Origin of the sequence: Bacillus sp. C30 (assembly GCF_040838255.1) — a bacterium.
GTDB lineage: Bacteria > Bacillota > Bacilli > Bacillales > Bacillaceae_G > Bacillus_A > Bacillus_A mycoides.
Genome location: NZ_JBFPJH010000001.1, coordinates 20,284 through 36,601 on the forward strand (window position 1 = coordinate 20,284; position 16,318 = coordinate 36,601).

General features: G+C 40.9%; 13 protein-coding genes. All 13 read left to right on the forward strand.

Translation table 11 applies throughout. From position 1 onward, the window contains the following. Positions 1 to 22 precede the first annotated feature (22 nt). Positions 23 to 622, forward strand: coding sequence for a class I SAM-dependent methyltransferase (locus AB3X49_RS00120; protein WP_367960092.1), 600 nt, complete (start codon positions 23 to 25; stop codon positions 620 to 622). 291 nt (positions 623 to 913) lie between these two features. Beyond that, positions 914 to 4,447, forward strand: coding sequence for a DNA-directed RNA polymerase subunit beta (rpoB, locus tag AB3X49_RS00125; protein WP_002113316.1), 3,534 nt, complete (start codon positions 914 to 916; stop codon positions 4,445 to 4,447). 37 nt (positions 4,448 to 4,484) lie between these two features. Continuing rightward, positions 4,485 to 8,096: a DNA-directed RNA polymerase subunit beta' gene (gene rpoC, locus AB3X49_RS00130; protein WP_002009783.1), complete on the forward strand. Its 3,612-nt coding sequence runs from the start codon at positions 4,485 to 4,487 to the stop codon at positions 8,094 to 8,096. A 113-nt stretch (positions 8,097 to 8,209) separates the two neighbouring features. Further along, a complete protein-coding gene (locus AB3X49_RS00135; RefSeq protein ID WP_000121833.1) occupies positions 8,210 to 8,458 on the forward strand; it encodes a 50S ribosomal protein L7ae-like protein in 249 nt (82 codons plus the stop codon). A gap of 114 nt (positions 8,459 to 8,572) precedes the next feature. Next, positions 8,573 to 8,995, forward strand: a complete 423-nt coding sequence (gene rpsL, locus AB3X49_RS00140) for a 30S ribosomal protein S12 (protein WP_001142341.1) — start codon at positions 8,573 to 8,575, stop codon at positions 8,993 to 8,995. A 29-nt stretch (positions 8,996 to 9,024) separates the two neighbouring features. Continuing rightward, positions 9,025 to 9,495 carry a 30S ribosomal protein S7 gene (gene rpsG / locus AB3X49_RS00145; RefSeq protein WP_001137492.1) on the forward strand — a complete coding sequence of 157 codons (471 nt, stop codon included), beginning with the start codon at positions 9,025 to 9,027 and terminating at the stop codon, positions 9,493 to 9,495. 206 nt (positions 9,496 to 9,701) lie between these two features. Beyond that, positions 9,702 to 11,780, forward strand: coding sequence for an elongation factor G (fusA, locus tag AB3X49_RS00150; RefSeq protein ID WP_002113318.1), 2,079 nt, complete (start codon positions 9,702 to 9,704; stop codon positions 11,778 to 11,780). A gap of 117 nt (positions 11,781 to 11,897) precedes the next feature. Then, positions 11,898 to 13,088: an elongation factor Tu gene (gene tuf, locus AB3X49_RS00155; RefSeq protein ID WP_002009778.1), complete on the forward strand. Its 1,191-nt coding sequence runs from the start codon at positions 11,898 to 11,900 to the stop codon at positions 13,086 to 13,088. 400 nt (positions 13,089 to 13,488) lie between these two features. Continuing rightward, entirely contained in the window at positions 13,489 to 13,797 is a 309-nt protein-coding gene (rpsJ, locus tag AB3X49_RS00160) for a 30S ribosomal protein S10 (RefSeq protein ID WP_001040595.1), read from the forward strand. A gap of 34 nt (positions 13,798 to 13,831) precedes the next feature. Beyond that, a complete protein-coding gene (gene rplC, locus AB3X49_RS00165) occupies positions 13,832 to 14,464 on the forward strand; it encodes a 50S ribosomal protein L3 (protein WP_000160209.1) in 633 nt (210 codons plus the stop codon). A 25-nt stretch (positions 14,465 to 14,489) separates the two neighbouring features. Then, positions 14,490 to 15,113: a 50S ribosomal protein L4 gene (gene rplD, locus AB3X49_RS00170; RefSeq protein WP_001127261.1), complete on the forward strand. Its 624-nt coding sequence runs from the start codon at positions 14,490 to 14,492 to the stop codon at positions 15,111 to 15,113. Beyond that, positions 15,113 to 15,403, forward strand: coding sequence for a 50S ribosomal protein L23 (gene rplW / locus AB3X49_RS00175; protein WP_001205557.1), 291 nt, complete (start codon positions 15,113 to 15,115; stop codon positions 15,401 to 15,403). The genes rplD and rplW overlap by 1 nt, the downstream gene beginning before the upstream one ends. Before the next feature lie 28 nt (positions 15,404 to 15,431). Continuing rightward, the gene (gene rplB, locus AB3X49_RS00180; RefSeq protein WP_000511584.1) at positions 15,432 to 16,262 is read left to right on the forward strand and encodes a 50S ribosomal protein L2; all 831 of its coding nucleotides are present in this window, start codon (positions 15,432 to 15,434) and stop codon (positions 16,260 to 16,262) included. Positions 16,263 to 16,318: the final 56 nt, after the last annotated feature.

The following is a 16,318-nucleotide window of genomic DNA, read 5'->3' on the forward strand; positions in this document are numbered from 1 at the left end:
TGTAAAGAAAAGAGGTGGCCATATGGCAGACCATTATTTTTCTAACGACCCTTCTAGTAAAAGTGATCGTAAACGATGGGAAGTTACACTTCGTGAATCTCGATTTACTTTTTTATCTGACCATGGGGTGTTCTCGAAAAACGAAGTGGACTTTGGTTCTCGTCTTTTAATTGAAGCGTTTCAAATGCCAGATGTTAAAGGTAATGTGTTAGACGTAGGATGTGGGTACGGTCCAATCGGTTTGTCGTTAGCGAAAGGGTTTCAAAATCGTGAAATTCACATGGTGGATGTGAATGAAAGGGCCTTGGGACTTGCAAAAGAAAATGCCGCTAATAACAGAATTGAAAATATACGTATTTTGCAAAGTAGTGTCTATGAAAATGTAGATGGCAAGTATGCTGTTATTCTATCTAATCCTCCAATTCGTGCTGGTAAAGATATCGTGCATGAGATTTTAGAAAAGGCTGTGGAGTATTTAGTTTCAGGTGGAGAATTGTGGATTGTTATTCAAAAGAAACAAGGTGCGCCATCTGCGATGAAAAAACTAGAAGAAGTATTTTCTGAAGTTGAAGTTGTAGAAAAGAAAAAAGGATATTATATCATAAAATCAAAAAAGCGTTGACGGTTATTTTTGGCTATGTTAACATTATACAATGCCAATATATGATTTTCTGCGTTGAGAAAGATGTATATTTTTGCTTCTCTTGGAAAAGATAGTAAAATCAGCAGATTATGAAACAGAATGATGGTTTTCTTATAGAAGCCATTTTTCTTTTTTGAGCAGGTAGAAAGACTCAACGTATCTATCTTTAAGAGAAAAAAACTACGCTAATAGCAGTAGTTGTATTTATTTGTGATTTTGCACAAATTTTTTTGTGCATTTATAATACTCATGATTTGAGGGGTGAAGCAGTTGACAGGTCAACTAGTTCAATACGGACGCCACCGCCAACGAAGAAGTTATGCCCGTATTAGTGAAGTATTAGAGTTACCAAATCTTATCGAAATTCAAACCTCTTCTTATCAGTGGTTTCTTGATGAGGGTTTGCGAGAAATGTTCCAAGACATTTCTCCGATCGAAGACTTTACGGGAAATCTATCGCTTGAATTTATCGACTACAGCTTGGGTGAACCTAAATACTCTGTAGAAGAATGCAAAGAGCGTGATGTGACGTATGCAGCACCACTTCGTGTAAAAGTGCGTCTAATCAACAAGGAAACTGGTGAAGTAAAAGAACAAGATGTGTTCATGGGAGATTTCCCACTCATGACAGAGACTGGAACATTCGTAATTAACGGTGCAGAACGTGTTATCGTTTCCCAGTTAGTTCGCTCTCCAAGCGTATACTATAGTGGCAAAGTGGATAAAAACGGAAAACGTGGTTTTACTGCTACTGTAATTCCAAACCGCGGAGCTTGGTTAGAGTATGAAACAGATGCTAAGGATGTTGTATATGTGCGTATTGACCGTACGCGTAAACTTCCTGTAACTGTTTTGTTACGCGCATTAGGGTTTGGCTCTGATCAAGAAATCACCGAGCTTTTAGGTGATAACGAATACTTAAGCAATACGTTAGAAAAAGACAACACAGATAGCACAGAGAAAGCATTGCTTGAAATTTATGAGCGTCTACGCCCTGGTGAACCACCAACAGTAGAAAATGCAAAGAGCTTACTTGTGTCTCGTTTCTTTGATCCGAAGCGCTACGATTTAGCAAATGTAGGTCGCTATAAGATCAACAAAAAGCTACACATTAAAAACAGATTGTTTAACCAACGTTTAGCTGAAACACTGGTGGATCCAGAAACTGGTGAAATTTTAGCGGCAGAAGGAACAGTCTTAGATCGTCGTACACTGGATCGCATTCTACCTTACTTAGAGAAAAACATTGGATTCAAAACAGCGAAACCAATGGGTGGAGTGGTAGCAGGCGATGTTGAGCTGCAATCTATTAAGATCTATGCTCCAGAATCAGAAGGCGAACGATCTATAAACGTAATTGGGAATGCAAATATTACTCGTGATATAAAACACATCACACCAGGTGATATTCTTGCTTCTATTAGCTACTTCTTTAACTTGCTATATAAAGTAGGAGATACAGATGATATTGACCACTTAGGAAATCGTCGTCTGCGTTCTGTAGGAGAGTTACTACAAAACCAATTCCGTATCGGTCTTTCTCGTATGGAACGTGTTGTTCGTGAGAGAATGTCGATTCAAGATACAAATGCAATTACACCACAAGCGTTAATTAACATTCGCCCGGTTATTGCATCTATTAAAGAGTTCTTCGGAAGTTCTCAGTTATCTCAGTTCATGGATCAAACAAACCCATTAGCAGAGTTAACTCACAAACGAAGACTATCTGCATTAGGACCCGGTGGTTTAACGCGTGAGCGCGCAGGCTTTGAAGTACGTGACGTTCACTACTCTCACTATGGTCGTATGTGTCCAATTGAAACGCCAGAGGGACCAAACATCGGTTTGATTAACTCATTATCTTCGTTTGCGAAAGTAAATGAGTTTGGTTTCATTGAAACGCCATACCGTCGTGTTGACCCAGAAACTGGTCTTGTAACAGGGCAGGTTGATTATTTAACAGCAGATGAAGAAGATAACTATGTTGTAGCCCAAGCGAATATGAAATTATCTGAAGTAGGGGAATTCCTTGATGAAGATATCGTAGCTCGTTTCCGTGGTGAAAACATTGTCACAAATAAAGAACGCATCGACTACATGGATGTATCTCCAAAACAAGTAGTGTCGGCAGCGACAGCTTGTATTCCGTTCTTAGAAAACGATGACTCTAACCGCGCACTTATGGGAGCGAACATGCAACGTCAGGCGGTTCCGTTAATAAATCCGGAATCTCCGATTGTAGGTACAGGTATGGAGTACGTATCAGCAAAAGACTCAGGTGCTGCAGTAATCTGTAAACAGCCTGGTGTTGTTGAGCGCGTAGAAGCACGTGAAGTTTGGGTACGTCGCTATGTAGACGTTGACGGTCAAACAGTAAAAGGCGACTTAGATCGCTACAAAATGCAAAAATTCATTCGTTCTAACCAAGGAACTTGCTACAACCAACGTCCAATCGTAAGTGTTGGAGACCAAGTTGTAAAAGGTGAAATCCTTGCGGATGGTCCTTCTATGGAACTAGGTGAACTGGCGCTTGGACGTAACGTGCTTGTTGGCTTTATGACATGGGACGGTTATAACTATGAGGATGCGATCATCATGAGTGAGCGCCTTGTAAAAGATGATGTGTACACTTCTATCCATATTGAAGAATATGAATCAGAAGCTCGTGATACGAAGCTTGGACCAGAAGAAATTACACGTGATATCCCGAATGTTGGAGAAGATGCACTTCGTAATCTTGACGAGCGCGGTATTATTCGCGTCGGTGCTGAAGTAAAAGATGGAGATCTACTTGTTGGTAAAGTAACGCCAAAAGGTGTAACAGAATTAACGGCAGAAGAACGTCTATTACATGCAATCTTCGGTGAAAAAGCACGTGAAGTACGTGATACATCACTACGTGTACCACACGGTGGTGGCGGTATTATCTTAGACGTAAAAGTGTTTAACCGTGAAGATGGCGATGAATTGCCACCAGGCGTGAATCAACTTGTACGTGCATATATCGTTCAAAAGCGTAAAATTTCTGAAGGTGACAAAATGGCCGGTCGTCATGGTAACAAAGGTGTTATCTCCCGTATTTTACCGGAAGAAGATATGCCTTACTTACCAGATGGTACGCCAATCGATATCATGTTAAACCCATTAGGGGTACCATCTCGTATGAATATCGGTCAGGTATTAGAGCTTCATCTTGGTATGGCAGCAAGATACCTTGGTATTCACATTGCAACACCGGTATTCGATGGTGCTCGTGAGGAAGATGTATGGGGCACAATTGAAGAAGCTGGTATGGCAAATGACGCGAAAACAATCCTGTATGACGGACGTACTGGTGAGCCATTCGATAACCGTGTATCTGTTGGTGTCATGTATATGATCAAACTTGCGCACATGGTTGACGATAAACTTCATGCTCGTTCTACTGGACCATACTCACTTGTAACGCAGCAACCTCTTGGAGGTAAAGCTCAGTTCGGTGGACAGCGTTTCGGTGAGATGGAGGTTTGGGCACTTGAAGCTTATGGTGCTGCTTATACTCTTCAAGAAATCTTAACAGTGAAGTCTGATGATGTTATTGGACGTGTTAAGACGTATGAAGCAATTGTTAAAGGTGAAAATGTTCCAGAACCAGGCGTTCCTGAATCATTCAAAGTATTGATTAAAGAACTGCAAAGTTTAGGTATGGACGTTAAAATGATGTCTATCAACGATACAGAAATTGAAATGCGTGATACGGAAGATGACGATGATCATCAATCAGCAGATAAATTGAATGTTGAAGTTGAGACAACTAAGGAATAATTGGGATAACCTGTAGACTAAAAGGGAGGTAGGCCCCTTGATAGATGTAAATAACTTTGAATATATGAAGATTGGACTTGCTTCACCTGACAAGATTCGTTCTTGGTCATACGGTGAAGTTAAGAAACCAGAAACAATTAACTATCGTACGTTAAAGCCTGAAAAAGATGGCTTGTTCTGTGAGCGTATTTTCGGACCACAAAAGGACTGGGAATGTCATTGCGGGAAATATAAACGTGTACGTTATAAAGGTGTAGTTTGTGATCGATGTGGCGTTGAAGTAACGCGTGCAAAAGTTCGTCGTGAACGTATGGGTCATATCGAATTAGCTGCTCCTGTATCTCATATTTGGTATTTCAAAGGTATCCCGAGCCGCATGGGACTTGTCTTAGACATGTCCCCTCGCGCGCTTGAAGAAGTAATTTATTTCGCTTCTTATGTTGTAACAGAAAGTGGAGATACACCACTTGATAAGAAGCAATTACTTTCTGAAAAAGAATACCGTGCATATCGTGATCGATATGGCAGTACATTCCATGCTGCTATGGGTGCAGAAGCGATTAAAAAATTACTGCAAGACATCGATTTAGATAAAGAAGTAGACTTCTTAAAAGAAGAATTAAAAACAGCACAAGGACAACGCCGTACTCGTGCTATTAAACGTCTAGAAGTATTAGAAGCATTCCGTAACTCTGGAAATCACCCATCTTGGATGATCTTAGAGGTTCTTCCAGTTATCCCACCAGAACTACGCCCGATGGTACAGTTAGATGGTGGACGTTTTGCTACTTCTGACTTAAACGACTTATATCGTCGTGTAATTAACCGTAACAACCGTTTAAAACGTCTATTGGACTTAGGTGCACCAAGCATTATCGTTCAAAACGAAAAACGTATGTTACAAGAAGCTGTAGACGCATTAATCGATAATGGTCGCCGTGGCCGTCCAGTTACTGGACCAGGTAACCGTCCATTAAAATCACTATCTCACATGCTTAAAGGTAAACAAGGACGTTTCCGTCAAAACTTATTAGGTAAACGTGTTGACTACTCTGGCCGTTCTGTAATCGTCGTAGGACCGAACTTAAAGATGTACCAATGTGGATTGCCGAAAGAAATGGCACTTGAATTGTTTAAGCCTTTCGTTATGAAAGAGTTAGTTGGAAAAGGATTAGCACACAACATTAAGAGTGCTAAACGTAAAATCGAGCGTGTACACCCTGAAGTTTGGGACGTTTTAGAATCTGTGATTAAAGAGCATCCAGTACTTCTAAACCGCGCACCAACACTTCACCGTCTTGGTATCCAGGCGTTTGAACCTACACTAGTAGAAGGTCGTGCAATCCGTCTTCACCCACTTGTATGTACTGCATACAACGCGGACTTTGACGGTGACCAAATGGCGGTTCACGTTCCGTTATCATCAGAGGCACAAGCAGAAGCTCGTATCCTTATGTTAGCGGCACAAAACATCTTGAATCCAAAAGACGGAAAACCAGTTGTTACTCCATCTCAGGATATGGTATTAGGTAACTATTACTTAACACTTGAGCGCGAGGGTGCAATCGGTGAAGGTATGGTCTTCAAAGATGCAAACGAAGCAATACTTGCATACCAAAATGGATATGTACATCTGCACACACGTGTTGCAGTTGCTGCGAGTTCGGTAAATAATGTAACGTTTACTGAAGAGCAAAAGAGTAAGCTTCTATTAACAACAGTTGGTAAATTAATATTTAACGAAATCTTACCAGAGTCGTTCCCTTATATTAATGAACCAACAAACTCAAACCTTGAAAAAGAAACACCAGCGGAATATTTCGTTGAAAAAGGTGCGAACATTAAAGAAATTATTGCTAGTCGCGAAGAAGTGGCACCATTTAGCAAGAAAATCCTTGGTAATATTATTGCGGAAGTATTCAAACGTTTCCAAATTACAGAAACGTCTCGCATGCTTGACCGTATGAAAAACTTAGGATTTAAATACTCTACAAAAGCTGGTATTACAGTTGGGGTATCAGATATTCTTGTATTAGGTGAAAAAGATGAAATTCTCCATGAAGCACAAGCAAAAGTAGATAATGTAATTAAACAATTCCGTCGCGGTTTAATCACGGAAGAAGAACGTTACGATCGTGTTATCTCTATTTGGAGTAATGCAAAAGATGTTATCCAAGGAAAGCTGATGAAATCCTTGAATAAACGCAACCCAATCTTCATGATGAGTGATTCCGGTGCCCGTGGTAACGCATCGAACTTTACTCAGCTTGCTGGTATGCGTGGTCTGATGGCCAATCCATCTGGTCGTATCATTGAGCTTCCGATCAAATCGAGTTTCCGTGAAGGTTTAACAGTACTTGAGTACTTCATCTCTACGCATGGTGCGCGTAAAGGTCTTGCCGATACAGCACTTAAAACTGCCGATTCTGGTTACTTAACACGTCGTCTTGTAGACGTTGCACAAGATGTAATTGTTCGTCAAGATGATTGTGGAACAGATCGCGGTTTACTAATTGGTGCGATTAAAGAGGGTAATGAAGTTATTGAGTCACTATATGATCGTCTTGTTGGACGTTTTGCAAGAAAAACTGTAAAACATCCTGAAACAGGTGAAGTATTAGTTGTTGAAAATCAATTAATTACTGAAGATATTGCTCATATCGTTGAAAAGTCGGGTGTTGAAACTGTAAACATTCGTTCAGCGTTTACGTGTAATACTCGCCATGGTGTATGTAAGAAGTGTTACGGTCGTAACTTAGCAACTGGTACAGACGTAGAAGTAGGAGAAGCGGTAGGTATTATCGCAGCTCAATCTATCGGTGAGCCAGGTACACAGTTAACGATGCGTACGTTCCATACAGGTGGGGTTGCCGGGGATGATATCACACAAGGTTTACCTCGTATCCAAGAGATCTTCGAAGCTCGTAATCCGAAGGGTCAGGCAGTTATCAGTGAAATTGACGGTGTTATCGCAGCGATCAACGATGTTAAAGATCGCCAAGAAGTAGTTGTACAGGGTGAAGTTGAAGCTCGTACGTATGCTATTCCTTACGGTGCTCGTCTGAAAGTAACTCTAGGACAGCCAATTAGCCACGGTAAAGAGTTAACAGAAGGTTCTATTGATCCGAAGGAATTACTAAAAGTAACGGACATTACAGCAGTTCAAGAATACTTATTACGTGAAGTTCAAAAAGTATACCGTATGCAAGGGGTAGAAATTGGTGACAAACACGTAGAAGTAATGGTACGTCAAATGCTACGTAAAGTTCGTGTAAGTGATGCGGGTGAAACAGATGTATTACCAGGAACATTACTAGATATCCATCAGTTTACTGATGCGAATGCGAAGGTGTTACTGAAAGGTAAACAACCAGCAACGGCTAGACCGGTTCTACTTGGTATTACAAAAGCTTCACTTGAGACAGATTCGTTCTTATCTGCGGCGTCATTCCAAGAAACAACTCGTGTTCTAACAGATGCAGCAATTAAGGGTAAACGCGATGAGCTTCTAGGATTGAAAGAGAATGTTATTATCGGTAAGCTTGTTCCTGCTGGAACAGGTATGAATCGTTATCGCAAAGTGGATCTTGTAAAAACAACACAAGATAACATGAATGTAGAAAACGATGAAGTTTATGTGGAACAGTAAAATTTTCCGCCGTAAATTTTGTATAAAAACAGCTGATCCTAGTTGACATTGTATGAGACAAAATGTTACTATAATCAAGGTTGCTCCTGAACGATGCTTTGGAGGATATTTAAATGTCTTATCAAAAAGTGTCAAATGCTGAAAATGTAGTCGTTGGTCATAAACGAACATTGGAAGCAATCAAAAATGGTATAGTTAAAGAAGTTGTTATTGCGGAAGATGCCGATGTGCGGTTAACCCATGTTATCATTCGTACTGCCTTGCAACATAACATACCCATAACCAAAGTTGAATCAGTTCGTAAGCTTGGGAAAGTTTCGGGGATTCAAGTGGGAGCTTCAGCAATAGGAATAATAAGTTAAAACTGTTTTTGTGAGGAGAGAGCATTTGCTCTTCCTTGCAAAAACTTTGTTTTCAACTAATAATGAACCACCTGGATATGTGGTCATACAAACATGCGAAGGGAGGATAATCAAATGCCTACTATTAACCAATTAGTGAGAAATGGTCGTACTGATAAAGTATGGAAGTCTAAATCACCTGCGTTAAACAAAGGTTTTAATTCTTTAAAGAAAAAATCAACTGATATCTCTGCACCTCAAAAACGTGGTGTGTGTACTCGTGTTGGTACAATGACTCCGAAGAAACCTAACTCAGCGTTACGTAAATACGCTCGTGTACGTTTAACAAACGGTATTGAAGTTACAGCTTACATCCCAGGTATCGGTCATAACCTACAAGAGCATAGCGTAGTATTAATTCGCGGTGGTCGAGTAAAGGATTTACCAGGGGTACGTTACCACATCGTTCGTGGTGCGCTTGATACAGCTGGTGTTGACAAACGTATGCAAGGACGTTCTAAATATGGTACTAAGCGACCAAAACCTGCTAAAAAATAATAAACTTATAATGAAAGGAGGAACTCAATATGCCTCGTAAAGGACCTGTTGCGAAACGTGACGTGTTACCAGATCCAATGTACAATTCTAAACTTGTAACACGCCTAATCAACAAAATGATGGTTGACGGTAAAAAAGGTAAATCTCAAACAATTCTTTATAACGCTTTCGATATCGTTCGTGAACGTTCAGATAAAGAACCAATGGAAGTATTCGAGCAAGCTCTTAAGAACATCATGCCTGTTCTTGAAGTACGCGCTCGTCGTGTTGGTGGTGCTAACTACCAAGTTCCAGTTGAGGTTCGTCCAGAACGCCGTACAACTTTAGGTCTTCGCTGGTTAGTAAACTATGCTCGTCTTCGTGGTGAAAAAACTATGGAAGAGCGTCTAGCTTACGAAATCTTAGATGCAGCTAACAACGCTGGTGCATCTGTTAAGAAACGTGAAGACACTCATAAAATGGCAGAAGCTAACAAAGCATTTGCTCATTACCGTTGGTAGGATTCAACGTAAAATAAATGTAAGCATAAACCGCTTTATTTGTCGCTTATGGAAGTGTGGAGAGGGAGAATGCCTCTCCCTTTCGTTGGGCGCTCGTTTTACATAATGAGGGTACTGGACACTGGCATATGTAACAATATAAAGTGGCTTTTTTGCTACTTAAAATAAAATAATCCAATCCATATATGGAAGGAGCAAGACACCAAATGACTAGAGAGTTCTCTTTAGAAAACACTCGTAATATTGGTATCATGGCTCACATCGATGCTGGTAAAACAACAGCAACTGAGCGTATTCTGTATTACACAGGACGTATTCATAAAATCGGTGAAACTCATGAAGGTGCATCTCAGATGGACTGGATGGAGCAAGAGCAAGAACGTGGTATCACAATTACTTCTGCTGCAACTACAGCACAATGGAAAGGTCACCGTGTAAATATCATTGACACTCCAGGACACGTAGATTTCACAGTAGAAGTAGAACGTTCTTTACGCGTGCTTGATGGCGCAGTAGCAGTACTTGATGCACAATCTGGTGTAGAACCACAAACAGAAACTGTTTGGCGTCAGGCTACTACTTATGGTGTACCTCGTATCGTATTCGTTAACAAAATGGATAAGATTGGTGCAGATTTCTTATACTCTGTAGGAACAATCCACGATCGTTTACAAGCAAACGCACATCCAATTCAGTTACCAATCGGTGCTGAAGATGAGTTCAATGGTATCATTGACCTTGTTGAAGAATGTGCTTACATGTACGCTAACGATTTAGGAACAGACATCGAGCGTGTCGAAATTCCTGAAGAGCATAAAGAATTAGCTGAAGAATACCGTGGAAAACTTATTGAAGCGGTAGCTGAGCTTGATGAAGAAATGATGATGAAGTACCTAGAAGGTGAAGAAATCACTGTAGAAGAGCTTAAAGCTGGTATCCGTAAGGCTACAACTTCTGTAGAATTCTTCCCAGTAATCTGTGGTTCTGCATTCAAAAATAAAGGTGTTCAAATTCTGTTAGACGCAGTTATCGACTACCTACCATCTCCATTAGATGTACCTGCTATTAAAGGTACTCTTCCGGATACAGATGAAGCTATCGAGCGTAAGTCTAGCGATGAAGAACCATTCGCAGCTTTAGCATTCAAAATCATGACTGATCCTTATGTTGGTAAGTTAACGTTCTTCCGTGTGTACTCTGGTGTGTTAAACTCTGGATCATACGTGAAAAACTCAACTAAAGGTAAGCGTGAGCGTGTAGGTCGTATCCTACAAATGCACGCTAACAGCCGTGAAGAGATTTCAACAGTTTACGCTGGTGATATCGCTGCTGCTGTAGGTTTAAAAGATACTACTACTGGTGATACTCTTTGTGACGAGAAGAGCCTTGTTATCCTTGAGTCTATGGAATTCCCAGAACCAGTTATCTCTGTAGCTATCGAACCAAAATCTAAAGCTGACCAAGATAAAATGGGTACAGCATTATCTAAGCTTTCTGAAGAAGATCCAACATTCCGTGCTCACACTGACCAAGAAACTGGCCAAACAATCATCGCTGGTATGGGTGAACTTCACCTTGATATCATCGTTGACCGTATGCGCCGTGAATTCAAAGTGGAAGCAAACGTTGGTGCTCCTCAGGTAGCATACCGTGAGACTTTCCGCGCTGCTGCGAAAGTTGAAGGTAAGTTCGCTCGTCAATCTGGTGGTCGTGGACAATTCGGTCACGTTTGGATTGAGTTTGAACCTAATGAAGAAGGTAAAGGTTTTGAATTCCAAAACAAAATCGTCGGCGGTGTAGTTCCACGTGAATACATCCCAGCTGTTGGAGCGGGTCTTGAAGACTCACTTAAAAATGGTGTACTAGCTGGTTATCCACTAGTTGACATCAAAGCTGCGTTAGTTGACGGATCTTACCATGATGTCGATTCATCTGAGATGGCGTTCAAAATCGCTGCATCTATGGCGCTTAAAGCTGCGGTTTCTAAATGTAGCCCAGTAATTCTTGAGCCAATGATGAAAGTTGAAGTTGTAATTCCTGAAGAGTACATGGGTGACATTATGGGCGACGTAACATCTCGTCGTGGACGTGTAGAAGGTATGGAAGCTCGCGGTAACGCTCAAGTTGTTCGCGCTATGGTTCCACTTTCTGAAATGTTCGGTTATGCAACGGCATTACGTTCTAACACTCAAGGACGCGGAACATTCTCAATGACATTTGATCATTATGAAGAAGTACCGAAGTCTGTTTCTGAAGAAATTATTAAAAAAAATAAAGGTGAATAATTGATTTTTATCGATTGTTCAAGTATAACTACTTATGTAAGCTTAGAAAGTGAGACGCAAGTTTCACTTTCTAGTCTAAATATAAAATAACCCATATAAACTAAGGAGGAATTTAGAATGGCTAAAGCTAAATTCGAACGTTCTAAACCCCATGTTAACATCGGTACAATCGGCCACGTTGACCATGGTAAAACTACATTAACTGCTGCGATCACTACAGTTCTTGCAAAAGCTGGTGGTGCTGAAGCACGCGGATACGATCAAATCGACGCTGCTCCAGAAGAAAGAGAGCGCGGAATCACAATCTCAACTGCACACGTTGAGTACGAAACTGAAACTCGTCACTATGCACACGTTGACTGCCCAGGTCATGCTGACTATGTTAAAAACATGATCACTGGTGCTGCTCAAATGGACGGCGGTATCTTAGTAGTATCTGCTGCTGATGGTCCAATGCCTCAAACACGTGAGCACATCCTTCTTTCTCGTCAAGTAGGTGTTCCTTACATCGTTGTATTCTTAAACAAATGCGACATGGTAGATGACGAAGAATTATTAGAATTAGTAGAAATGGAAGTTCGCGACCTATTATCTGAATACGGATTCCCAGGCGACGATATTCCTGTAATTAAAGGTTCTGCTCTTAAAGCTCTTCAAGGAGAAGCTGAGTGGGAAGAAAAAATCATCGAATTAATGACTGAAGTTGATGCTTACATCCCAACTCCAGAACGTGAAACTGACAAACCATTCTTAATGCCTATCGAGGATGTATTCTCTATCACAGGTCGTGGTACAGTTGCAACTGGTCGTGTTGAGCGTGGAATCGTTAAAGTTGGTGACGTAGTAGAAATCATCGGTCTTGCTGAAGAGAATGCTACTACAACTGTAACTGGTGTAGAAATGTTCCGTAAGCTTCTTGACCAAGCTCAAGCTGGAGACAACATCGGTGCTCTACTTCGTGGGGTTGCTCGTGAAGACATCCAACGTGGACAAGTTCTTGCTAAAACTGGCTCTGTAAAAGCACACGCTAAATTCAAAGCTGAGGTTTTCGTATTATCTAAAGAAGAAGGTGGACGTCATACTCCATTCTTCGCTAACTACCGTCCACAGTTCTACTTCCGTACAACTGACGTAACTGGTATCATCCAATTACCAGAAGGTACTGAAATGGTAATGCCTGGTGACAACATCGAAATGACTATCGAACTTATCGCTCCAATCGCTATCGAAGAGGGAACTAAATTCTCTATTCGTGAAGGTGGACGTACAGTAGGTTACGGTGTAGTTGCTACAATCGTTGCTGAGTAGTCTTTAATTAGATTATTAAAAACTCAAGGGATTCTCCCTTGAGTTTTTTTATTGCTTATTACTATAGAAGAAAGAGATGTATTTTCTATTTTTGGATGAGTTTCTTCTATAGTATATAAAACGAAAACAACACCCAAAAACTGTAAGGTGAATAAGAGTAGATGAAAACTTGATATTCTTTAAAGTGCCATGTATAATAGCAAAAGTAGAGAAAAGCAGATGCGAACAAAAAGATGCTTGCATCTAGACGAATAACATTGTATAATAGACAATGTTGGTCTTTGACTGCGATGAAGTGGAAGGTTGCTGACACACCCGGCCGCTTTGCCATGGCATGGTGTGGGGAAATTTCCATGGAGAAGGTCTATTTTAGAAATAGGCGAACAAAGGAGGGAAAATAATGGCAAAAGAAAAAATTCGTATCCGTTTAAAAGCTTATGATCACCGTATTCTTGATCAATCAGCTGAGAAAATTGTAGAAACAGCTAAGCGTTCTGGGGCAACAGTTTCTGGTCCGATCCCATTACCAACTGAGAAGACTATTTACACAATTCTTCGTGCTGTTCATAAGTACAAAGATTCTCGTGAACAATTCGAAATGCGCACACACAAACGTCTAATCGACATCGTGAGTCCTACTCCGCAAACAGTAGATTCATTAATGCGTTTAGATTTACCATCTGGTGTAGATATCGAAATCAAACTATAATTCATATAACTTAAAAATGTAGGAGGTGTAACTCATGACCAAAGGAATCTTAGGAAGAAAGATCGGTATGACTCAAGTATTTGCTGAGAACGGTGAGTTAATCCCAGTAACGGTAATCGCTGCTAATCCAAACGTTGTTCTTCAAAAGAAAACAACTGAAACTGATGGCTACAACGCAATTCAGTTAGGATTTGAAGATAAACGTGAAAAGTTAACTAACAAACCTGAACAAGGCCACACTGCTAAAGCATCTACAACTCCTAAGCGCTTCATTCGCGAAATCCGCGATGCAGACGTGGACGGATTAGAGGTTGGTCAAGAGGTAAAAGTTGAAGTTTTCGCTGCAGGTGAAATCGTTGACGTAACAGGAATTTCTAAAGGTAAAGGTTTCCAAGGTGTTATTAAACGCCACGGACAATCTCGCGGACCTATGTCTCATGGTTCTCGCTATCACCGTCGTCCAGGTTCAATGGGGCCAGTTGCTCCGAACCGTGTATTCAAAGGCAAAAAACTTGCTGGACGTATGGGTGGAGACCAAGTTACTATCCAAAACTTAGAAATCGTTCAAGTTGACACTGAGCGCAACTTATTACTAGTAAAAGGTAACGTTCCAGGTGCTAAGAAATCTCTTGTAGTTGTTCAAGGCGCTGTGAAGGTTAGCAAATAATTCACAATAGGAAGGAGGAATTCCAATGCCAAAAGTTACTGTATATAACCAAACTGGTTCACAGGTTGGTGAAATCGAATTAGCTGAAGCTATTTTCGGTATCGAACCAAATGAAGCTGTACTATTTGAAGCTGTAATGATGCAACGTGCATCTTTACGTCAAGGTACACACAAAGTAAAAACTCGCTCTGAAGTTCGTGGTGGTGGTCGTAAACCATGGCGTCAAAAAGGAACTGGACGTGCTCGTCAAGGTTCTATCCGCTCTCCTCAATGGCGTGGTGGTGGTACGGTATTCGGACCTACACCAAGAAGCTATGCGTACAAACTTCCTAAGAAAGTTCGTCGTTTAGCAATCAAATCTGCATTAGCTACTAAAGTAGTTGAGAACAACATTGTAGTTCTTGAGGACCTAGTGTTAAATGCACCAAAAACAAAAGACATGGTAGCAGTACTTAAAGGATTAACTGTTGAGAAGAAAGCTCTTATCGTAACTGCTGATGCAAACGAATCTGTAGAGTTATCTGCTCGCAATATCCCTGGAGTAACAGTAATCACTGCTGATGGCGTAAACGTGCTAGATGTGCTTCATCATGATAAGCTAATCATGACAAAAGCGGCAGTGGAAAAAGTAGAGGAGGTGCTTGCATAATGAGAGATCCTCGTGATATCATTAAGCGCCCAGTTATCACTGAACGTTCTATGGAAATGATGGCTGAAAAAAAATACACGTTCGACGTGGACGTTAAATCTAATAAAACAGAGGTTAAAGACGCTATAGAAGCGATCTTTGGTGTTAATGTAGACAAAGTAAATATCATGAACTACAAGCCGAAAGCAAAACGTGTTGGTCGTCACGCTGGTTTTACTAGCCGTCGTCGTAAAGCAATCGTTAAGCTAACTGCTGACAGCAAAGAAATCGAAATCTTCCAAGGCGTTTAATTCTTACTAAAGAAGGAGGGAAATTGAGATGGGAATTAAAAAGTATAATCCAACTACTAACGGTCGTCGTAACATGACTACGAATGATTTCGCTGAAATCACGACCGACAGACCAGAAAAGTCTTTACTTGCTCCTTTAAGCAAAAAGGCTGGTCGTAATAACCAAGGTAAAATTACTGTACGTCATCAAGGTGGCGGACATAAGCGTCAATACCGTATCATCGACTTTAAGCGTAACAAAGATGGAATTCCAGGACGCGTTGCTACGATCGAATACGATCCAAACCGCTCTGCGAATATCGCATTAATTAACTACGTTGACGGTGAAAAACGTTACATTCTTGCTCCTAAAACTTTAGAAGTAGGTATGGAAGTTATGTCTGGCCCTGAAGCTGACATTAAAATCGGTAACGCATTACCATTAATCAACATTCCAGTAGGTACTGTTGTTCATAATATCGAGCTTAAGCCTGGTCGTGGAGGACAATTAGTCCGTTCTGCTGGTACATCTGCTCAAGTACTTGGTAAAGAAGGAAAATACGTACTTGTACGTTTAACTTCTGGTGAAGTACGTTTAGTATTATCTGCTTGTCGCGCTTCAATCGGTCAAGTTGGTAACGAACAACACGAACTTATCAAAATCGGTAAAGCAGGTCGCTCTCGCTGGTTAGGTAAGCGCCCAACAGTTCGTGGTTCTGTAATGAACCCGGTTGATCACCCACACGGTGGTGGTGAAGGACGCTCTCCAATCGGACGTAAGTCTCCAATGTCTCCATGGGGTAAACCAACTCTTGGATTCAAGACTCGTAAGAAAAACAAAGCGTCTGATAAATTTATCGTTCGTCGTCGTAAAAAATAATGGGATTGTAGTACGGTTCATTTCAAGAACCGTACGCCAATCACGAAGGGAGGCAC

Coding starts and splice junctions, on each gene's coding strand:
- AB3X49_RS00120 (WP_367960092.1), top strand. CDS start 23: ATGGCAGACCATTATTTTTCTAACGACCCTTCTAGTAAAAGTGATCGT.
- AB3X49_RS00135 (WP_000121833.1), top strand. CDS start 8,210: ATGTCTTATCAAAAAGTGTCAAATGCTGAAAATGTAGTCGTTGGTCAT.
- rpsL (WP_001142341.1), top strand. CDS start 8,573: ATGCCTACTATTAACCAATTAGTGAGAAATGGTCGTACTGATAAAGTA.
- rpsG (WP_001137492.1), top strand. CDS start 9,025: ATGCCTCGTAAAGGACCTGTTGCGAAACGTGACGTGTTACCAGATCCA.
- fusA (WP_002113318.1), top strand. CDS start 9,702: ATGACTAGAGAGTTCTCTTTAGAAAACACTCGTAATATTGGTATCATG.
- tuf (WP_002009778.1), top strand. CDS start 11,898: ATGGCTAAAGCTAAATTCGAACGTTCTAAACCCCATGTTAACATCGGT.
- rpsJ (WP_001040595.1), top strand. CDS start 13,489: ATGGCAAAAGAAAAAATTCGTATCCGTTTAAAAGCTTATGATCACCGT.
- rplC (WP_000160209.1), top strand. CDS start 13,832: ATGACCAAAGGAATCTTAGGAAGAAAGATCGGTATGACTCAAGTATTT.
- rplD (WP_001127261.1), top strand. CDS start 14,490: ATGCCAAAAGTTACTGTATATAACCAAACTGGTTCACAGGTTGGTGAA.
- rplW (WP_001205557.1), top strand. CDS start 15,113: ATGAGAGATCCTCGTGATATCATTAAGCGCCCAGTTATCACTGAACGT.
- rplB (WP_000511584.1), top strand. CDS start 15,432: ATGGGAATTAAAAAGTATAATCCAACTACTAACGGTCGTCGTAACATG.